Genomic DNA, 18,616 nt, shown 5'->3' with positions numbered 1-18,616 from the left:
ACTGACTCAATCCAACCATAGAAAAGAGACAAACCATGAAAGCTGCTTTACGTACTATCTCCCTGGGTGTTGCCTGCGCGGCAGTGCTGGCGCCCCAAATAGCCTCTGCCCAGTCCACCGTCACCTTGTACGGGCGGGTCGTATCGGGCCTGGCCTATATCGACCATGTGTATGACCCGGTGGCCAACGCCAGCTTCTCCAAAAGCATGGTGGCCAGCAACCAGTGGGGCACCAGCATGTGGGGCATGAAGGGCAAAGAAGACCTGGGGGGCGGCCTGGCGGCCAACTTCCTGGTCGAAAGCGGTTTTGAACTGAAAAACGGCTCGACCGGCGGGGCGCTGTTCAATCGCCGCGCCTACGTCGGCCTGTCCAACGACAGCTGGGGCAGCTTCCGCTTCGGCAAGAACCTGTTCATCAGCAATGATGTCTGGGACCTGGACCCGACCGGCCAGCAGTGGGTGGGCAGCGCCACCCTGGTCAGGGGCCGCAACTGGCCCGGTGCCAACAATGTGGTCGAGTATTCGACGCCGAATATGGGCGGCTTCAACGCCACCGCGCAGATCTCGCTGGGCGAGCAGGCGGGCAACAGCAAGGCCAACCGCGGCGAAGGTTTTTCGCTGACCTATGCGAACCAGGACCTGATGCTGCGCGCCATCTATTCCCAGCGCCACAATGCTGCGGGCACCTTCACGGATGTTTTCAACACCTCCAAGGAAACCATCATCGGCGGTACCTACAAGATTGGTGCGGCCAAGCTGTATGCCGCCTATGACTACATCACCGCACCCGAGGCGGCCCTCACCGCCGCGTCCAAGCTCAAGCATGCCTGGGTCGGCGTTCGCTACGACCTGACGCCGGCGATGACGCTGATCGGTTCGGTCTTCCGCGTCACGTCCGACCGTGTGGCCGGCAAGGCCACCCTGGGCATGGTGGGCGTGGATTACAGCATGTCCAAGCGCACGCTGCTGTACGCGTCGTTCGGCAATGTCAGCAACTCCAATGGCGCCAACTTCGGGGTGGACGGGGTCTCGGGCAATCCGGCCGTCAACCAGTCGCAAAGAACCATTTATGCGGGCATTGCGCATAGTTTTTAAAGCGGCCTGCGGCTGATGGGCTGGCTGGCGTTTGCCAGCCGCCCAGCCGTCTTGCTCAATTCAATAGCTATAGCGGCTTGCGCAGGCGCCACCTGCGCAAGCCGCTATTTTTTCGCCCTTTTTTCTCCAGGCTGCGCAAGCGATTCGGCCGCCGGGCGGGTCGCGCTGTCCGCATCCGGCGCAGCCCTGGGCGACAATCAGCGCCGTGCTCAGCATTCTTTTTGTCACCTTCCCGTTTTTCGCCCTGGTGCTGTGCGGCTATCTTGCCGCGCGCCGCGGCCTGCTTCCGCAGCTGGCCATTCCCGGCCTCAACACCTTTGTGCTGTATTTCGCGCTGCCCTGCATGCTTTACCGCTTCGGCGCCGGCACGCCGGTGGCGCAGCTGCTGGACGCCAGCCTGGTGGCCGTCTACCTGCTGTGCGCGCTGCTGATCGTGGCTTTCACCGTGATGCTCACGCGCAAGGGCCGCATCGCCTGGAACGACGCCTCCTTCGGCGCGCTGGTCGCGGCCTTTCCCAACACCGGTTTCATGGGCGTGCCGCTGCTGGTGGCGCTGCTGGGCGCGCAGGCCGCCGGCCCGGCCATCGTCACCATCCTGGTCGACCTGCTGGTCACGAGCTCGCTGTGCATCGCGCTGTCGCGGCTGGACTCGGCCGACATCCACGGCGCCGAGGTCGCCGCGCAGAACGCGCTCAAGGGCGTGGCCCTCAACCCCATGCCCTGGGCCATCGTGCTGGGCGCGCTGTCCTCCGGTTTTGGCGTGGCCCTGCCCGGGCCGGTGATGCAGACCGTGGGCCTGCTGGCCGACGCGGCCTCGCCGGTCGCGCTGTTCACCATAGGCGCGGTGCTGGCCCGCTCGCAGATGAACAGCACGCAGGCCACGCCGCTCAGGGACTATGTGCCGGTGGCCCTGGTCAAACTGGTGCTGCACCCGCTGCTGGTGGGCGCGGTGGGGCTGGGCGCCATCGCGCTGGGCGTGCCGCTGCAGCGCTCCGCCCTCGTCGTGATCGTGCTGGTGGCGGCCCTGCCCAGCGCCAGCAATGTCGCGCTGCTGGCCGAGCGCTTCGGCGCCGACAACGGCCGCATCGCGCGCATCATCCTGCTGTCCACGGTGCTGGCCTTCTTCAGTTTCTCGGCGGCCGTGGCCTTGTTGACTTGAGGCCGCGCGCTGGTTTTTCGGCGCTGTTACAAAAAAACAAAAAAAGACGGCGCCATGCTGTCGATTTGCCCGCCGGCCGTTCGTCATACCGGTAAGAGCAGGATGTTTCTGCCCGGGTGGTCCGGGCTCTCCGCTCCCAATCCAAAGGAGTCTCAAATGAAATTCATGGTCCTCGTCAAAGCCGACAAACACAGCGAAGCCGGCGAAATGCCCAGCGAACAACTGCTGGCCGACATGGGCAAGTTCAACGAATCGCTGGTCAAGGCCGGCGTCATGCTTGCGGGTGAGGGCCTGCACCCCAGCTCCAAGGGCTCGCGCGTCAAATTTTCCGGCGGCAAGCGCACGGTGGTCGACGGGCCTTTCCCCGAAACCAAGGAGCTGGTGGCCGGTTTCTGGATACTGCAGGTCTCGTCGAAAGAAGAAGCGATTGAATGGGTCAAGCGCGCGCCCTTTCCGCCTGAGAGCGACGCTGAAATCGAGATCCGCCAGGTGTTCTCGGCCGAAGACTTCGGCGCCGAGTTCACGCCTGAGCTGCGCGAGGCCGAGGAGCGCCTGCGCAGGCAGGTCGAGGCGCAGCGCTGAAACGCGGCGACCCCGCGTTTGAGGTAAAAACCGGGGATCGCGGCGTCAGCCGCTACTCCGGGGAGATACCACGCATGCAATTCATGATCCTGCGCAAAGCCGACGCGAGCACCGAGGCGGGCGAAATGCCCAGCCCCGCATTGCTGGCCGCCATGGGCGCCTACAACGAGGAACTGGCCAAGGCCGGCATGCTGCTGGGCGGTGAGGGCCTGCAGCCCAGCTCAAAAGGCGCGCGCATCCGCTTTTCCGGCGGCAAGCCCACGGTGACCGACGGCCCCTTCACCGAAGCCAAGGAACTGATCGCCGGCTTCACCATGGTGGAAGCCGCCTCGCGCGAGGAAGTCATCGAGTGGCTCAAACGCTGGCCGCAGGAAGACGCCGACGGCAACAGCTCGCTGGAAATCCGCGAAGGCGGCTGCCCCGGCGGCCTGCGCGGTGTCAGCGGCGAAGGCGCGCCGGCCTTGCCCGAAGGCTTTCGCCGCTTCATGATCTTGCTCAAGGCCAACGACAGGGCCGAAACCGGCGCCGTGCCCGACAGCCAGTGGCTGGGGCGCATGGCCCGGCACAACGATGATGCGGTCAAGGCCGGCGTGCTGCTGATGGGCGAAGGCCTCAAGCCCAGCGCCAGCGCCTCCCGCCTCAAATTCACCCGGGGTAAACCAAGCGTGATCGACGGGCCCTTTGCCGAAGCCAAGGAATTGCTGGCCGGCTTCTGGATTATCCAGGCGCGCTCGCTGCAGGCCGCGGTGGACTGGGCCCTGGGCTACCCGTTTCCGTTTAGCGACACCGAAGAGGTCGAGGTGGAAATCCGGCTGCTCTATGAAGCCGCCGATTTCGCCCCGGCCTGAGGTTTGGGGCCGCGGCCAAAAATTTTTTGAAATTTTTTGGCTGGGCGTGTCGATTTCATGTTTTCCGTTCGTCGTAGCGGTGAGCAGACGTTTTTTTGCGGGCCGAACCGGCCCCCTGAACCCGGCGCTCGCCCATTCATGAAGTGAACGAACACCAAAAAAGGGGATTTACATGTTCAAGACCATTGCCATCATTGCCGCCGTCCTGGTGCTGCTTTTTGTCGTGACCGTGCTGGTGCTGGCCTCCGGCAAGCCCGACACCTTCCGCGTCCAGCGCCAGGCCAGCATCCAGGCGCCGCCCGAAAAAATCTTTCCGCTGATCAACGACTACAAAAATTGGGGCGCCTGGTCGCCCTGGGAGAAGAAAGACCCGGCCATGAAACGCAGCTTCAGCGGCCCGGCGGCCGGCAAGGGCGCGGCCTATGCCTGGGACAGCAAGGAGGTTGGTGTGGGCGACATGCTGATCACCGAGTCCCAGCCGTCCTCCCTCGTCAAGATAGACCTCAACTTCAGCAAGCCCTTCGAGGCCCACAACAAGGTGGTGTTCAGCATCCAGCCGCAGGCCGGCGGCAGCAGCACCGTGAGCTGGGAGATGGCCGGCCCCGCGCCCCTGCTGTCCAAGGTCATGCAGGTCTTCTTCAGCATGGACAAGATGGTGGGCAAGGACTTTGAAGCCGGCCTGGCCGACCTGAAGGCCGCCGCCGAAAAGCAAGGCTGACCCACCCACCCCACACCCAAGGAGTACTCAAATGCGATTCATGATGCTGATGATCCCCAAAGGCTATGAAAGCGCCGCCGCCGGCACCCTGCCCAGCGCCGATGCCGTGGCCGCGATGATGAAATACAACGAAGCACTGCAAAAAGCCGGCGTGCTGCTCTCGCTCGAAGGCCTGCACCCGCCCTCCATGGGCGCTCGCGTGAGCTTTCCCGGCGGCAAGCCGCACGTGGTCGACGGCCCCTTTGCCGAAGCGCGCGAGGTGCTGGGCGGCTTCTGGATGATCAATGTGGCCTCGCGCGCCGAAGCCATCGAGTGGGCTTCGCGCTGCCCGGGCGGTGAAAACGAGGTCATCGAAGTGCGCCAGGTGCAGGAGATGAGCGACTTCCCGCCCGACGTGCAGGAGGCCGCCGCCGGCTTCACCGAGATGCAGCAGGCGCCCAGCGGAAAAAGCAAAGGCAAGGGCGGCTGAGGCCCCATGGCGTCCCATGAAACCCACCGCGCCATCGACGCCGTCTGGCGCATCGAGTCGGCCAAGGTCATCGCCAAGGTCGCACGCATGGTGCAGGAGGTGGGCCTGGCCGAGGAGATCGCGCAGGACGCGCTGGTCACGGCGCTCGAGCGCTGGCCCCAGACGGGCGTGCCGGACAACCCGGGCGCCTGGCTCATGGCCGTCGCCAAGCACCGCGCCATCGATTACCTGCGGCGGCGCAAGCTGCTCGCGCTCAAGCATGAAGAGCTGGGCCGCGAACTCGAGATGGAGCAGGACATGGCTTTTGCCGATGTAGACGAGCCCGGCTCCGGCGACGACGGCGCCGATGACTACGGCGACGACCTGCTGCGCCTGATCTTCACCGCCTGCCACCCGGTGCTGTCCACCGAGGCGCGCATCGCCCTCACGCTGCGGCTGCTGGGCGGCCTCAGCACCGACGAGATCGCGCGCGCCTTCCTGGTGCCCGAGCCCACCGTGGCCCAGCGCATCGTGCGCGCCAAGCGCACCCTGGCCGAGGCGCGTGTGCCTTTTGAGGTGCCCGGCCCCGAAGAGCGCAACGCGCGGCTGGCCTCGGTGCTGGAGGTCATCTACCTGATCTTCAACGAGGGCTACTCGGCCACCTCGGGCGGCGACTGGATGCGGCCCGCGCTCTGTGACGAGGCCTTGCGGCTGGGGCGGGTGCTGGCCGAGCTCGCCACGCAGGAGCCCGAAGTGCACGGCCTCGTGGCCCTCATGGAAATCCAGGCCTCGCGCGCCAAGGCGCGCACCGGGCCTTCGGGCGAACCGATTCTGTTGCTGGAGCAGAACCGCGCGCGCTGGGACCACATCCTGATACGCCGCGGCCTGGCTGCATTGGCGCGCGCCGAGGCCCTGGGCGGCGCGCTGGGGCCGTATGCGCTGCAGGCCGCCATCGCCGCCTGCCATGCGCGCGCGCCCACCGGCGCCGACACCGACTGGCAGCGCATCGCCGCGCTCTACGATGCGCTGTCGCAGCTCGCGCCCTCGCCGGTGGTGGAACTGAACCGCGCCGTGGCGCTGGCCATGGCCTTCGGCCCGGCCACCGGGCTGGAGGTGGCCGATGCGCTGCTGGCCGAGCCCCTGATGAAAAACTACCACCTGCTGCCCAGCGTGCGCGGCGATTTTTTGTTCAAGCTCGGCCGCTTTGACGAAGCCCATGCCGAGTTCGAACGCGCCGCCTCGCTCACGCGCAACCTGCGCGAGCGTGAACTGCTGCTGGCGCGCGCCGCGGCCTGCCTGCCGGACGGCACGCCGCGCCTGGGCTGAGCTTCAGCCCGCGGGCTTGCGCCCGCCCAGCATGCAGGCAATCGCCGCCAGCTGCAGCAGCACCGTCGCGCCGAAATAAAGGCCTGTGCCCGCGCCCAGGTGGACCGGGCTTCCGTTGGCCGCCACCAGCAGCAAGGCAAAGGTCGCCGGCGCCAGCGCCCAGAGGCCTTGCGACATGGCGACGATCAGCGCCACCACGCGCGGAACGTCTTCCTTGACGAATTCCACCTGTGCCACCAGCGGCGGCAGCGATGTCGCGTTGCCTATGCCGACGCCGAACAGCACCACGCCTGCCAGGATCAGTGCCGTCTGCTGCTCCGCCGCGCAAGCCAGCAACAGCGAGCCGACGATCTGCACCGCGTAGCTCACGCCGGCCACCCGCCGGCGGTCGGCATCCGGCGGCATGCATTTGCCGACCACGGTGCGCCCGCCTATGGCGCAGGCGGTCGCCAGCGCCATCGCCAGGCCCGCGCCCCGGGTCCCCAGCGCGAAGACCAGCAGCGAATACAGGTGCGTGATCAGGCCGGCCTGGGCGAACAAACTCAGCGCCATGGCGGCGGCCAGCGTGCGAAAGCCGCGGTCGCGCCACAGCAGCCGGCCCGGCAGTGGTTTGGCATGCGCAGAGGTGAGGGCGCGTGCCGGCGCGCCGGGTGCATCACCATCAGGCCGCTGGCCCAGGCGCTCGGGTGTTTGCGCCACCACAAAAAAACTCAGGCTCCCCACAATGGCCAGCATGGCCCCGCCCACCAACATGCTGGCGGCGGTAAAACCCATCGCTGCGATCAGCGCACCCCACAGCGGCGAAAAAATCACCCCACCCAGGCTTGCGCCGTTATAGGCCTTGGCCAGCGCCATGGGCCGGCCGCGCGCAAACCACGGCGAGATGATGGCATTGATGCCCGCCGCACCCATGGTGACCCAGCCGCCGCCGGTCAGCAGTGCGGCCGCAAACAATTGCCAAGGCTGCGCGGCCAGCGCCCAGCCCATCAGGCCCAGCGCCAGTGCGGCGGCGCCCGCGGCCGTGGTAGCGGCCACACCGAGGCGCTTGTGTATGCGCGGCAGGCAGGCCACCACGCCCGCGCCGAACAGAAAGTGAAAAGTCACCGCGCTGGATACCAGCGGAAGCGCCCAGCCGGTGCGCGCCAGCACCGCATGCAGAAAAATCGCCGGGCTGTAAAAACCTATGCCCCAGCCGAAGATGGCAATAACAAAGGCGGCGCGCACCACGGTCGCGCCAAAAAAGGGGCGTGGCGCGGGAGCTTGCAGGGGCGTAACTGGCATTTCCATGGTCTTTTCCTTGAGAGACAAGGTCTCCATGGTGCGGCGCGAAGCGGCCACGATGCTTCGCCCTGGAGCGAAGCATGACCTCCTTGATACTGATAAGGTAGCTTCCATGAACACCAACCAGATCGCCCATATCGCCTCGCTGGTCGGCGAACCGGCCCGTACCGCCATGCTGATGGAGCTGCTGGACGGCCGTTCGCTCACCGCCCACGAACTGGCCGGCGCCGGCAATGTCTCACCGCAAACCGCCAGCCGCCACCTCGCGCTGCTGGTCGAAGGCGGCTTGCTGTGCGTGGAGCAGCACGGCCGGCACCGCTACCACCGGCTGGCCTCGCCCGAGGTGGCCCGCGTGCTCGAAGGCATCACCCAGCTCGCGGCGCAGAACGCGCCCGCCGTGCGCCGCGCCGTGGTGCCCGGCCCCAAAGACGCCGCCATGCGTTTGGCGCGCAGCTGCTACGACCATATCGCCGGCCGGCTGGGCGTGGCCATTGCCCAGCACCTGGTCGCCGACGGCGCGGTTGTGTTTGACGGCGAAGCCGGCCATGCGACCGACAAGGCCGGCGCTGTGCTGGCGCGCCTGGGCATTGAGCTCTCAGCCTCGCCGGTGGCCACCAACACCCGACGGCCGTACTGCCGGCCCTGCCTGGACTGGAGTGAGCGGCGTTTTCATGTCGCCGGGCAGCTGGGCACGCTGATCTGCGTGCACTGCCTGGACAGCGGCTGGCTGATGCGCCGCCAGGGCATGCGCGCGCTGGAGATCACGCCCAGGGGGGTGATGGCGCTGCGCGGCTGGATGGGGCAGGAAAGCTGGCGGCAGGTGATGGAAGGGGATGCGTTTCCTGCGCGGCAGGAGCGGCGGCCTATGGCCGCCTGAATTCGTCACCTGTGCGGATCCGTGCGCTTCACTAGCACCATCAGAACTATCATTCACCCATGATCGCCGCCATTCTTGTCGCTCTCGTCGGATTTTTTGCAGGCGGCTGCCTTGGTGTAGTGCTTGGGTTCTCCGCAGCGTCGCACAAGGATGTCTTGCAAGGCGTCCGTCCAACAACGAAGAATCGGCTGATCCTCTTTCTGGCGCGCCCTACGCGCGAAATGAAGCTTTTGGAAGTAATTGTCTTCCTGCTCCTCATGCTTGTGTGGCTGGCTGTATTCTTTGGCCTCGTTGCTGCACCGGCCATTGCCTCCACGCGTCTTTCGGGTGATAGTCCACCGCTCATCCTCCTGGCCTATGGCTACGCCGCAGTCGCCTGGTGGATCGGCCAGAAGTTTGGAGCTCACGCGTGGAGCACCATGTCGTGAAGATGCCGCTTAAACCTTCAACCAACCGAACGTTCCCCGGCAAACGGGGTCGTGCTTCCCGCCTCAAACCTTAGACTGCTATGGCCGCCACTGATATTTCCGCCGAGGGCTCAAAAGAGAGCCGCGCAATCATCAAGCAGTTTCACGTCCTGCTGAATGGCGCGGACCTCATTCCGGAGCAGGCGTTTCGCAGGAACAGCGGCACCTACCCGCTGGTTTGCTACGTGAACAACATCGTGGGTCTATTCCTGAGCAAGAACTACGATCCCATACCGGTGTTTGTGGCTCGAGCCACCGAACACATGGCTGATTTCCCGGCCAACGCCGCTTCAGGTGCGTACTACGCCCTGGTGACCCCGTATTTGTCTCAGGTCGTCTATCACCTCCAGCGCTTTGTTTCTGGCATTGAGCGCTGGGACGATCGAATCCCAAAACATATCCTGGACGCTGGACCCCAAGTGGTTCAGGTGAAGCATGGCTAGTCAGGATACGAAGTCGCAGTCTGACAAGTCGGTCGAGGCCGGCGCGCCCCCAAGGAGTCGCGAGGAACTTGTGCGTCGCTATGAAAGTGGTGAACGCCTGTTCCCCGGAACCGAGCTCAGCGAAACGGATCTCTCCGGCGTCAACCTTGACGGCGCTTCCTTCGATCGCTTTTCCTGGTTCTTTAATAGCAACTTCGAAGGCGCAAGCCTGCAGGGCACCAGCTTCCGAGAGTGCAATGTCAAATGCGCGAACTTCCGAAACGCAAACCTTTCCGGCGCCTCGTTCGAGCTTGCCGCGATCGAATCAATAGACCTTGAGGGTGCGAATACGGACGGGACAAAGTTCGTTGGAGCAAGCTTCTATGGTTACACCGTGGAAGATGACAAGGATTTCCCACAGTCGCGACGCGACGCGGTCTAAGCCCTCAACCAATCGCACGTGCCGCGGTAAGCCGAGTTGTGCCTATCATCTTAAACATTGGAGCGTAGAAGCATGATCGCAATGTACGGGCCGTACCGGCCGAGACGGGTCGATCGTCGCGCCGAACGGGGCAACTACGAACCCTATGACGAACCATTAAGTTAGCCGGTGCATTTTTTTGCTCATCACTGAACTATCGGAGAGACACATGCGCTACCTCATTGCGTCGGTTTTTTGCTTCCTGCTGGTAACCCCGCAAGCGCATGCTTGTATATGGTACGGCTTATGGAACACGATTTTCTTTGAGGCCATTCCAAGTCCCCAGGCTGATGTTGATGTGATTGCGAAAGTCTCCTTGTCGGATGTCAATGAGGAAACGAGAACGGCAACAGCAACAGTCACGGCAACAGTCATACAGGTTCTAAAGACATCCGACGCAAGGGTTAGTCAAGGCGAAAAATTCGCCATGAAATACGAGTTCTCAAGCTGTGGCCCGGATCACAGAAATGGTGAGGAAGGAATGATCATTGCTAGAACCGGTACGGACAGTAAAGGCCTTCTTGTGTTGTATCCGTATATGCGCAGGCTTGATGATGGTCAGATAACGCCGCCAATCATGATGAAGTCCCGGATCTGCGGCGAGTTGAAAGAGCAGGCCACGGATTTTTGTGCGCCTAATTAACGGCCTATCGTCTCTTTCCAGTTCTCATCGCGCAGACTAACCGTTGCCTGGCTCGGACACGCAGCAGGAGGTCGCAATCGGGCTGGCGGTTCGACTGTCTTTTGTAAATAGGCCCAGCGCGCTTTTATGCATCCAACACCCAATGTCACCTTCGTTTCAGGCTTTGTGGCAAATCACAAAGACCTGTTTGACCATCTGCTGTCTTCGGTTGTCTGGGATGAGCGCCTGCGTGCTCGAAAGACAGCAAGCTTCGGAGTCTCCTACGACTACTCGGGTATCACATACCCGCAAGTTACCATGCCCGAAAGCCTTCAAGGAATCTGCAAACAGATCGAGGCAACATTGGGCTTTCATCCCAACAACTGCCTCCTGAATCACTACCCGGATGGCCAGTCTTCAATGGGCTTTCACTCCGATTCAACGGAAGAGCTCGCAGAAGGGACTGGGGTCGCTATCGTTTCGCTCGGCAGCGAGCGCGAGATGATGTTCCGCTGCAAACAGGTTCGCTCACACGAGATTCCATACGCATTGACTCCAGGTTCTCTCTTGTACATGTCAAAAGAGTTCCAGTCCTTGTGGCTCCACGCCATTCCAAAATCGCCCGGCTCCGGGCAGAGAATCAGCCTTACTTTTAGGCGCATGCTCAAGACTGGTGCTAACCTTTAAATCAATGGAGCGAGCTATTCAAATGAGACAAGGGTTCCTCCATCGCCTCTTTAATCGATTGGCTCATTCGGATGCAAGTGATGATTCAATTCTTCAAGTAAAAATTCGCTGGATCGCAGAGGTGTTGGTGGAAGATTTGGAATTCTCACGCCGCGCGCGAGTGGTTGCAAATGAGTTTGGGCCGACTGCAATTGAGCAACTCAGCCAGGAGTTTCATGCCAAACAGGACCCGCCACCGGATCTGGCGCATTTGTTTCCGGGGTTAGGTCAGTGGATGGCGGCGAGGCAGTTCGCGATATTTGAGATCCTGTATCACATCGGCCCGTCGTCCCTGCCTTTGCTTCGGCAAGCGGCCCACGGCGAATACGACTGGACGCAAGGAAATGCCATCGAAGTGTTGTGCCGTTTCGCTGCGGAAGGGATCGAACGTGACCAGATCATTTCGGAGTTGCGGGAAGCAATACCCGGCCTTCGATATGAAGCGCTTGTTTACGCCATTCGGCCGCTTCGAACCTACTCCAGGACCAACCTGAAGCTTCAGCGCGTGATCGACGATTTGTTATCCGTGCCGGAGTTCAAAGAGGCGTTTAGTGAGTCCTTCTGAGCACGCACCCAAGAAATAAGGCAAGCCTCAATGCCAGTTTTGGTGGCTCGTCATTAATTAAATCGCAATCGGATCCACATCAATCACCCAGCGAATAAGGCTTTTAAATTCGGCCTGCTGGCGTGTCTCAACACCATAGGGTGCCATACCGCCGGCATTGTTATATGCGGTTACATACAGCAACGGCTGGATTGGCGAAAACCAATGTGATCTTCTGTTGCGCCAGATAGCAGCAGGCGCGTCAATACGGCAATTACCAAGGCGCTCCGACCGCAATCGGACTAGCATGACTGAACCTGCCAAACTCATGAAAGCCGAGACACTCAAATCTCGAACCCAGTCTGATGACCCATGCCCAATGATGCAAACAATGGTTTGCAAAAACGATTTGCCATATCGGTTTTCGGAGTGCTTTGTTCTGCACTTCCACAGGGCAAGGCCTGGGCGGTGTGCAATGGCGGTGTCACTGTCACTTCAACCCTGGTGGTGAGCGCCAGCTGTGCGGGCGGCAATGTCAAGCCCCTGACGCTGGATACGGGCGCCAATGTCACCATCAACGCGGGTGTGACGGTGTCAAACGATGCGCCCAGTAACAGGAATGGCGATCCCGTGTCTGTCCTGTCATCGTCGACCTCTTCGTCGCTGACCAATAACGGAACCATTTCCACCGGCTCGCAATTCGGTGTCACCGTCAATGGCACATTGACCACGCTGATCAACACCGGACAGATTTCATCGGGCGTGCGGCGCGGCGTTGTCCTCAATGGCGGCACGATCACTACTTTGACCAATACCGGGTCCATCATTGGCCCGTTTTCCGCCATCACCAACAACGCGGGTGTGCTCAATACGCTCAACAATTTGCAAGGCGCCGGCAATGCCAATGGCTCCCTCACTTACACCGGGGCTCTGCCCGTGGACTACCGGATCATCATCAACAGCCCGTCCACTTATGGAAAGCTCACCGCTTCCGCGGTAACCGGCAGCATGACCTTCGGCATCTACGGCAGTTCCACGGTCGCCGTCGGCACCTACGCGGGCGTGCTTAACGGCCTGACGGCGGGCAACCTGACCGGTACGACCTCGGGCACCTATGGCGGCTTGAACTGGCAGTTGGGCCTGGCATCGGGCAGCACCACGATCTGGGACCTGGTGTTTTCCATCGCCAGCGTGAACATGACTACCGGCAGCCTCTACAGCCTGAGTGATGTGGGTGTCACAGCCAACCCGGTCTTTGCGGGTGGAACACTGGCACTCCTGTCCGGTGACAACTCGAGCCGGGCATTTACGCTCAACGCCGGGGGCGGCACCATCACTGCGCCCACCAGTGGCTCGGCCCAGCTTTCGGGCGCGTTTTCCGGGGTAGGTGGTTTGACCGTCAATGGCACTGGAACTTTGCTGCTGACCGGCAACAACAGCTATTCAGGGGGCACCACCATTAACTCGGGCACCTTGGTGATCGGCGGCGCTTCCCCACTCGGAACGGGTCCCGTCTTTGTCGGTTCAGGCAGCACCTTGATGGGCACGGGTACCGTCCGTGGCCCGGTGACGGTGGCGGGCACTTTGAAGCCGGGCAATTCGCCTGGGTATCTTGCAGTGAACTCGACCGTGACGATGGCCGGCGGCAGCACCTACCAGCAGGACATTGCGGGAACGGTGCAGGCCAGTGCGGCGAGCCCTGTGGGGGCGACCGGCTTTTACTCCTTCCTGAGCGTCACCGGCGGCCAGTTTGTGATCCAGCCGAACGCAACCCTGACGCCGCGTTTGTCGGGCCTGTTCACGCCAGCTGAATCCGGCTTCGGCAGCAGGCCTTATGTCCCGGTGCTGGGTGACAGATTTCGCGTCGTGAGCGCCGATGGCGGGATCTCTGGCCGGTTCTCCGTGCTGACGCAACCCGCGGAACTTTCGGCGGACACGCAGTTCGTTCAGCTCTACAACGTCGGGGGCAGCAACAGCCTGGACCTCGCGGTGATCCCGCGGTCTTATGCGACAACGCTCAGTGCGCAAAATGCCAATGCCCGGTCCGCCGCAAGCGCTCTCGACAGGATCGTGCTGGCGAACCAGGCCGGCTCGACCAGCAGCGCACAGAGCCAATTGCTGTTTGCCGCGTCAGCGCAAACTGCCGCAAGCCTTCCGGCTTTTACTCGCGGACTCGCGGGTGAAGTTCATGGCGCGAGCCTTGCGGCTTTGCCTCAGGCCGCGCTGCGCGCCCAGCAGGCCGTCATGTCGCATCTGGATGGAACGGCTTCTTCGCCTGCGGCCGGTGCATTCAGTGCCTCCCGCTCCCCGGGGGTGTTGGTTGCCAGTGCGGGGGCCGATGTCCACATCGGCCCCCTTGATGGCGCAAGCAATGGCACCGCGACCCGGGGCCCGGCATGGGGCGATATCACCTACCAGCGTGGCAAGCGCCAAGGCGACCAGAACGCGAGCGGCTTCTCAAATGATCTGTACCAGCTGGTGGTCGGCATTGATGCCTATGCGGAACACGGCGCCAAGGCCGGAGGCGGGATCACGCTGTCCAACACGCATGTCACGGCCGATCAGGGAACAGGCGATATTCAGCAAGGATCGGTCTTCCTGTACGGCAAGCTGGCAGTGGATGGATGGGTGCTCGACGGCATGGCAAGTTTGGGCCTGAGCTCAACGAACAATTCGCGCAACGATCCCACGGGCAACACCGCTGGCCTGGAGGCCAAAAACATACGGAGCAACCATGCCTTGCTCAGCGCAGGCTTGAGCCGCCCGACAGACCTGGAGTCTGCCCGCATCACGCCCTACGCACGTTTGACCTGGCAACAGGTCAGGCAATCCTCGTTTGCGGAAGGCTCGTCGGCGGCTGCACTGAGCGTGGACAGCTTTAGTGGCAGAGCCGTGCGCGGAGTGATTGGGCTGACGCTGGGCTCCAGGAGCACGAATCCCCTGAAAGAGGTCAACACCTATCTTGTCAACGTCGCAGCCGGTGCGGACTCGTCGGGCCTGATCAACCCGGTTCTTAGTGCATCGCTGGCCGGGACGGCAACCACCATAGGCACACCCCGCGCGGGTTCAGCCTTTGTGCAGGCCGGGTTCTACGGCACGCGCAGGTTCGCAGCCAATGCCTTTGCCTATCTGGGCGTGGCCGGTGAGTTGCGTAGAGGAGCCAGGCAGGGCATGCTCAGTGCCGGGATGCAGATGCAGTTTTAAGGTGGGTCGTGGCCTTAGATCGCAATCGGATCCACATCAATCGCCCAGCGAATCAGGCTTTTAAATTCGGCCTGCTGGCGCGTCTCAAACAACACCGGCTGCCAATTCGCCAGAAAGCGCTGCAGCGCCGCGCGCGAGGGGCTTTCGACCAGCATCTGCGCGCGCTCGATGTTCGCCACACGCTGGATCGTCATGGGCACGGCCGGGTAGGCGGTGACCTGGCCGTTGCCGGTGAGCTGCAGCACCTCGGCTTGCGCGGCCGCCGCGTTGAGGAAGCCTTGCGCCACTTCCTGCGTGCGCGCCTCGGCGCGCACCAGCGCTGAAAAGCCAAAGGGCGACATGCCGGCGGCCTCGCGTTCGGCCAGCTGTTGCGTGGCAAAACCCGCGTAGTCGTGCTGTTTGAGCGCGGCGAACAGCGGGTGCTCGGGGTGGAAGGTCTGCACCCACATTTCGCTGGCACCGCTGTGGCGCGCATCGCGGCCGGCCCGGCCGCCCGCCTGCATCAAGAGGCTGAACAGGCGCTCGGGCGCGCGGAAGTCGCTGGAAAACAGCGCGCCGTCGGGGTTGATGGCGGCCACCAGCGTGATGTGCCGGAAGTCGTGGCCCTTGGCGATCATCTGTGTGCCGACCAGCACGTCGACCTCGCCCGCGTGCACGCTGGCCAGCTGCGATTCGAGCGCGCCCTTGAGCCGCGTGCTGTCGGCGTCTATGCGGGCAATGCGCACCGGCTCGCCGTCGGGCCGCTTCACGCCGGCCAGCAGTTCGGCCAGGTGTTCTTCGAGCCGCTCGGTGCCGCGGCCCACCGGCGCGATGTCGATGTTGCCGCAGCTGGGGCAGGCGCGCGGCACGCGCTCGGTGAAGCCGCAGTGGTGGCAGCGCAGCGTCCGGTCTATCTTGTGGAAGACACGAAACGCGCTGCAATGCGGGCACTCGCTTTTCCAGCCGCAGTCATGGCAGGCCAGCACGGGCGCATAACCGCGCCGGTTCAAAAAGATCAGCGACTGCTCGCCGCGCGCCACGCGCTGGGCGATCGCGTCCAGCAGCGGCGGCGCGATGATGCAGTGCTTGGGCTGGTGGTTCATGTCCACGCGCCGCACCGTGGGCAGGCTGCCCGCATCGCCGGTGGGGCCAGGCTCCCTGGCTGTTGGCGGAGGCGAGGTGTCCGGCTGCGGCCCGGCGGAGTAGGGGGCGGCCTCTTCGCCGGTGGATGGGGCCGTCCCTGTGCCAATTCGCTCATCCATCACCAGGCGCTGGTAGCGTCCGGCCAGCGTGGCCTGCCAGCTTTCCAGCGAGGGCGTGGCCGAGCCCAGCAGCACGCGGCAGGGGCCGTGCGCGTGCGTGGCGTCTTCGGTTTCGATCTTGGCGCGGTAAATCGCCAGGTCGCGCGCCGAATAGCGCGCGCCTTCCTGCTGCTTGTAGCTGGGGTCGTGTTCCTCGTCGACCACGATCAGGCGCAAATTGGGCATGGAGGCGAACACCGCCATGCGCGTGCCCAGCACCAGGCGCGCATGGCCGGCGTGGGCCGCCAGCCAGCTTTTGAGGCGCTGGGCCGGCGTCAGGCCGCTGTGCAGGGCCACCACGCGTTCCTTGCCCAGGTGGGCAAAACGCGCTTCAAAGCGCGACTGCAGCTGCGGCGTGAGGTTGATCTCGGGCACCATGACCAGCACCTGGGCGGCCGGGTCCAGTTCCAGCACCCGGGCCGCGGCGCGCAGGTAGACCTCGGTCTTGCCGCTGCCGGTGGCGCCGAACAGCAGCGCGGGCCGATTGTCGGCATGGAACTCGGCCAGCACGGCGGCCTGCTGCGCGCTCAGCACCAGCGACCGGCCGCCAGCCTGCTCGCCCCGGGTGTCGGCCATGGGGCGTTTGAGCCGCCGCGCCAGCTGCACATTGCTGAGGTCGCGCAACTGGGGCGGCAGCGCGGCCAGCGCCACCTCGCCCAGCGAGCGCTGGTAATAAGCGGCGGTGAACTGCACCAGCTTGCGCCAGGTGGCGGACAGCGGCGGCAGGCCTTCCAGCGCGCCGGCCACGTGGCGCGTCTGCATTTCCAGCAGCGCGCCGCTGTCGGCCAGCAGCTCCCAGACCACGCCCAGCACCTCGCGCCGGCCCAGCGGCACGCGCACCAGCGAGCCCAGGGCGAGTGGCAACTCACTCTGGTAAGTCAGCGGCCCGGCGATGGAACTGTGCGCGGGCGCCGCGACGACGACTTGCAGCCAATAGCTCATTCAGAGTAACTAAATGTGTTTAATTCTTGAGAAATACATCCAGACAATGCGCTAAGTCGTTGATTTGGCGCCACTTTACAGATTTCCAGATTTTCTGTGGATAACTTTGTTGACAGCTTGTCGGCGAAGCGCGCGAAGCCTTGTAAATCAAGGCTTTTCTTAAATTGCCCGCAAAAAAAGCAATTTAAAGTCTCTATATAAATCAACAACTTACGCGCGCTATTGCTTTGATAGCGCGAGGTGGACCGGGGTGCTTGCATTGCGGCGGCGCAACAAGATTTTTGTGCATAAGTCCAGCCGGCGGGGCCCGGTTTTGTGCTAGCCATGGTGGAAATACGCCCCGGGCCGGCGGAAATAAGGGGCAGGCGAAAGGATTCAGCTACGCGCGGTGCGCATGCTGCGAGAGTGAGCGTGCACTGCGTTTACCAGCACCTCCACGCTTTCGGGCGGCGTGTGCTGGCTGATGCCATGTCCCAGGTTGAAAATATGGGTGGGTCCGGGCCGGCTGGTATCGGTATGGGGGGCGCCAAAGCTGTCCAGCACGGCGGCCACCTCGGCCTCAATCTGGGCCGGCTTGGCGAACAGCACATTCGGGTCCAGGTTGCCCTGCAGCGCCTTGGCCTGGGGGCCATGTTCGCCGACCAGGGCGCGCGCTCTGGCCAGGTTGACCGTCCAGTCCAGGCCCAGCACCTCGCAATCGAGCTGGGCCATGGCTTCCAGCCACTGGCCGCCGCCCTTGGTGAACACCAGGCGCGGGATTTTCACGCCGCCGTGCTCGCGCTTGAGCTGGGCCAGCACCCGGGCCGTGTAGGCCAGGCTGAAGGTTTTGAAGGCCGCGTCGGCCAGCACGCCACCCCAGCTGTCGAAAATCATCACGGCCTGGGCGCCGGCCTCGATCTGGGCGTTCAGGTAGGCGGCCACCGCGTCGGCATTGACGGCCAGCATCTTGTGCATCAGGTCGGGGCGCTGGTACAGCATGGTCTTGACCAGGCGGTAGTCGTCGGAACCCGCGCCCTCGACCATGTAGCAGGCCAGGGTCCAGGGGCTGCCGGAAAAGCCGATCAGCGGCACGCGGCCGTTCAGGGCCTTGCGGATGGAGGTGACGGCGTCAAAAACATAGCGCAGCTTGTCCAGGTCGGGCACCTGCAGCCTGGCCACGGCGGCTTCGTCGCGCACCGGGGTGGCAAAGCGCGGGCCCTCGCCCAGCGCAAAAGACAGGCCCAGGCCCATGGCGTCGGGCACGGTCAGGATGTCGCTGAACAGGATGGCGGCGTCCAGCGGGTAGCGCTCCAGCGGCTGCAGCGTGACCTCGGTGGCGTAGTCGGTGTTGGTGGCCAGGCCCATGAAGCTGCCGGCCTGGGCCCGCGTGGCGCGGTATTCGGGCAAATAGCGGCCGGCCTGGCGCATCAGCCAGACGGGGGTGTGGGGGGTGGCCTGGCGCAGGCAGGCGCGCAAAAAAGTGTCGTTTTGAAGGGGTGCGAACATGCACCGATTGTCTCAGAGCCTGTTCAATGTCTAAACGGGGCCGCGCAAGCACCTTCTCGGGATGGGATGCAAGGCGCGGTGCGACGCCCATAGCACAGCTATGGGCTAGC

The 18,616-nt window shown here is 63.5% G+C and carries 19 protein-coding genes and 1 pseudogene; 16 read left to right on the top strand and 4 right to left on the bottom strand.

Annotated features, from left to right (window positions below):
* Positions 1-35: 35 nt before the first annotated feature.
* From AC1DUN_RS23195 to AC1DUN_RS23160, 8 genes and pseudogenes are all read left to right on the top strand, one after another.
* A complete protein-coding gene (locus AC1DUN_RS23195; RefSeq protein WP_477716036.1) occupies positions 36-1,094 on the top strand; it encodes a porin in 1,059 nt (352 codons plus the stop codon).
* Between the two features lie 205 nt (positions 1,095-1,299).
* The gene (locus AC1DUN_RS23190) at positions 1,300-2,253 is read left to right on the top strand and encodes an AEC family transporter (RefSeq protein WP_477716035.1); all 954 of its coding nucleotides are present in this window, start codon (positions 1,300-1,302) and stop codon (positions 2,251-2,253) included.
* A gap of 156 nt (positions 2,254-2,409) precedes the next feature.
* The gene (locus AC1DUN_RS23185) at positions 2,410-2,835 is read left to right on the top strand and encodes a YciI family protein (protein WP_477716034.1); all 426 of its coding nucleotides are present in this window, start codon (positions 2,410-2,412) and stop codon (positions 2,833-2,835) included.
* A 74-nt stretch (positions 2,836-2,909) separates the two neighbouring features.
* Positions 2,910-3,245: pseudogene (locus AC1DUN_RS23180) on the top strand (YciI family protein); the annotation flags it as partial.
* Between the two features lie 75 nt (positions 3,246-3,320).
* Complete coding sequence (locus AC1DUN_RS23175) at positions 3,321-3,683, top strand: YciI family protein (protein WP_477716082.1); 363 nt, start codon at positions 3,321-3,323, stop codon at positions 3,681-3,683.
* Positions 3,684-3,855: 172 nt separating this feature from the next.
* Complete coding sequence (locus AC1DUN_RS23170; protein ID WP_477663461.1) at positions 3,856-4,401, top strand: SRPBCC family protein; 546 nt, start codon at positions 3,856-3,858, stop codon at positions 4,399-4,401.
* 31 nt (positions 4,402-4,432) lie between these two features.
* The gene (locus AC1DUN_RS23165; protein ID WP_477716033.1) at positions 4,433-4,870 is read left to right on the top strand and encodes a YciI family protein; all 438 of its coding nucleotides are present in this window, start codon (positions 4,433-4,435) and stop codon (positions 4,868-4,870) included.
* 6 nt (positions 4,871-4,876) lie between these two features.
* Positions 4,877-6,175 carry an RNA polymerase sigma factor gene (locus tag AC1DUN_RS23160; protein ID WP_477716032.1) on the top strand — a complete coding sequence of 433 codons (1,299 nt, stop codon included), beginning with the start codon at positions 4,877-4,879 and terminating at the stop codon, positions 6,173-6,175.
* A 3-nt stretch (positions 6,176-6,178) separates the two neighbouring features.
* On the opposite strand, the gene AC1DUN_RS23155 is transcribed toward AC1DUN_RS23160, so the two are convergent.
* Positions 6,179-7,456 (bottom strand): MFS transporter, encoded by a 1,278-nt coding sequence (locus tag AC1DUN_RS23155; RefSeq protein WP_477716081.1) that lies wholly within the window; start codon positions 7,454-7,456, stop codon positions 6,179-6,181.
* Positions 7,457-7,568: 112 nt separating this feature from the next.
* Between AC1DUN_RS23155 and AC1DUN_RS23150 the strand changes: the two genes are divergently transcribed.
* From AC1DUN_RS23150 to AC1DUN_RS23115, 8 genes are all read left to right on the top strand, one after another.
* The gene (locus AC1DUN_RS23150; protein WP_477716031.1) at positions 7,569-8,333 is read left to right on the top strand and encodes an ArsR/SmtB family transcription factor; all 765 of its coding nucleotides are present in this window, start codon (positions 7,569-7,571) and stop codon (positions 8,331-8,333) included.
* 59 nt (positions 8,334-8,392) lie between these two features.
* Entirely contained in the window at positions 8,393-8,761 is a 369-nt protein-coding gene (locus AC1DUN_RS23145; RefSeq protein WP_477716030.1) for a hypothetical protein, read from the top strand.
* Between the two features lie 80 nt (positions 8,762-8,841).
* Positions 8,842-9,243 carry a hypothetical protein gene (locus tag AC1DUN_RS23140; protein ID WP_477716029.1) on the top strand — a complete coding sequence of 134 codons (402 nt, stop codon included), beginning with the start codon at positions 8,842-8,844 and terminating at the stop codon, positions 9,241-9,243.
* Positions 9,236-9,664: a pentapeptide repeat-containing protein gene (locus AC1DUN_RS23135; RefSeq protein ID WP_477716028.1), complete on the top strand. Its 429-nt coding sequence runs from the start codon at positions 9,236-9,238 to the stop codon at positions 9,662-9,664. Before AC1DUN_RS23140 ends, AC1DUN_RS23135 begins: the two co-directional genes overlap by 8 nt.
* A 208-nt stretch (positions 9,665-9,872) precedes the next feature.
* Positions 9,873-10,346 (top strand): hypothetical protein, encoded by a 474-nt coding sequence (locus tag AC1DUN_RS23130; protein ID WP_477716027.1) that lies wholly within the window; start codon positions 9,873-9,875, stop codon positions 10,344-10,346.
* 126 nt (positions 10,347-10,472) lie between these two features.
* Positions 10,473-11,012 (top strand): alpha-ketoglutarate-dependent dioxygenase AlkB, encoded by a 540-nt coding sequence (locus tag AC1DUN_RS23125; RefSeq protein WP_477716026.1) that lies wholly within the window; start codon positions 10,473-10,475, stop codon positions 11,010-11,012.
* 22 nt (positions 11,013-11,034) lie between these two features.
* Positions 11,035-11,616 (top strand): hypothetical protein, encoded by a 582-nt coding sequence (locus tag AC1DUN_RS23120; RefSeq protein WP_477716025.1) that lies wholly within the window; start codon positions 11,035-11,037, stop codon positions 11,614-11,616.
* Positions 11,617-11,967: 351 nt separating this feature from the next.
* Positions 11,968-14,799, top strand: a complete 2,832-nt coding sequence (locus AC1DUN_RS23115; RefSeq protein ID WP_477716024.1) for an autotransporter family protein — start codon at positions 11,968-11,970, stop codon at positions 14,797-14,799.
* A gap of 14 nt (positions 14,800-14,813) precedes the next feature.
* Here the strand turns inward: AC1DUN_RS23115 and priA are convergent, their stop codons facing one another.
* The 3 genes from priA to hemE are packed head-to-tail and all read right to left on the bottom strand — an operon-like array spanning position 14,814 to position 18,506.
* Positions 14,814-17,021, bottom strand: coding sequence for a replication restart helicase PriA (priA, locus tag AC1DUN_RS23110; protein WP_477716023.1), 2,208 nt, complete (start codon positions 17,019-17,021; stop codon positions 14,814-14,816).
* On the bottom strand, positions 17,018-17,347 hold the full coding sequence (locus tag AC1DUN_RS23105) for a hypothetical protein (protein ID WP_477716022.1): 330 nt from the start codon (positions 17,345-17,347) through the stop codon (positions 17,018-17,020). The genes priA and AC1DUN_RS23105 overlap by 4 nt, the downstream gene beginning before the upstream one ends.
* A 49-nt stretch (positions 17,348-17,396) precedes the next feature.
* Positions 17,397-18,506, bottom strand: a complete 1,110-nt coding sequence (hemE, locus tag AC1DUN_RS23100) for a uroporphyrinogen decarboxylase (protein WP_477716021.1) — start codon at positions 18,504-18,506, stop codon at positions 17,397-17,399.
* Between the last annotated feature and the right edge of the window lie 110 nt (positions 18,507-18,616).

Source organism: Polaromonas sp. P4_F6 (assembly GCF_056401275.1).
The sequence above is the reverse complement of the archived record's forward strand: the minus strand, read 5'-3'. Positions and strand labels throughout refer to the sequence as shown.

Bases quoted from the DNA above. Each gene is read 5' to 3' on its own strand.
- priA (WP_477716023.1), bottom strand. From the start codon at position 17,021: ATGAGCTATTGGCTGCAAGTCGTCGTCGCGGCGCCCGCGCACAGTTCC.
- AC1DUN_RS23150 (WP_477716031.1), top strand. From the start codon at position 7,569: ATGAACACCAACCAGATCGCCCATATCGCCTCGCTGGTCGGCGAACCG.
- AC1DUN_RS23175 (WP_477716082.1), top strand. From the start codon at position 3,321: ATGATCTTGCTCAAGGCCAACGACAGGGCCGAAACCGGCGCCGTGCCC.
- AC1DUN_RS23130 (WP_477716027.1), top strand. From the start codon at position 9,873: ATGCGCTACCTCATTGCGTCGGTTTTTTGCTTCCTGCTGGTAACCCCG.
- AC1DUN_RS23165 (WP_477716033.1), top strand. From the start codon at position 4,433: ATGCGATTCATGATGCTGATGATCCCCAAAGGCTATGAAAGCGCCGCC.
- AC1DUN_RS23155 (WP_477716081.1), bottom strand. From the start codon at position 7,456: ATGCCAGTTACGCCCCTGCAAGCTCCCGCGCCACGCCCCTTTTTTGGC.
- AC1DUN_RS23125 (WP_477716026.1), top strand. From the start codon at position 10,473: ATGCATCCAACACCCAATGTCACCTTCGTTTCAGGCTTTGTGGCAAAT.
- hemE (WP_477716021.1), bottom strand. From the start codon at position 18,506: ATGTTCGCACCCCTTCAAAACGACACTTTTTTGCGCGCCTGCCTGCGC.
- AC1DUN_RS23170 (WP_477663461.1), top strand. From the start codon at position 3,856: ATGTTCAAGACCATTGCCATCATTGCCGCCGTCCTGGTGCTGCTTTTT.
- AC1DUN_RS23105 (WP_477716022.1), bottom strand. From the start codon at position 17,347: ATGGCTAGCACAAAACCGGGCCCCGCCGGCTGGACTTATGCACAAAAA.
- AC1DUN_RS23140 (WP_477716029.1), top strand. From the start codon at position 8,842: ATGGCCGCCACTGATATTTCCGCCGAGGGCTCAAAAGAGAGCCGCGCA.
- AC1DUN_RS23135 (WP_477716028.1), top strand. From the start codon at position 9,236: ATGGCTAGTCAGGATACGAAGTCGCAGTCTGACAAGTCGGTCGAGGCC.
- AC1DUN_RS23115 (WP_477716024.1), top strand. From the start codon at position 11,968: ATGCCCAATGATGCAAACAATGGTTTGCAAAAACGATTTGCCATATCG.
- AC1DUN_RS23185 (WP_477716034.1), top strand. From the start codon at position 2,410: ATGAAATTCATGGTCCTCGTCAAAGCCGACAAACACAGCGAAGCCGGC.
- AC1DUN_RS23160 (WP_477716032.1), top strand. From the start codon at position 4,877: ATGGCGTCCCATGAAACCCACCGCGCCATCGACGCCGTCTGGCGCATC.
- AC1DUN_RS23120 (WP_477716025.1), top strand. From the start codon at position 11,035: ATGAGACAAGGGTTCCTCCATCGCCTCTTTAATCGATTGGCTCATTCG.
- AC1DUN_RS23145 (WP_477716030.1), top strand. From the start codon at position 8,393: ATGATCGCCGCCATTCTTGTCGCTCTCGTCGGATTTTTTGCAGGCGGC.
- AC1DUN_RS23195 (WP_477716036.1), top strand. From the start codon at position 36: ATGAAAGCTGCTTTACGTACTATCTCCCTGGGTGTTGCCTGCGCGGCA.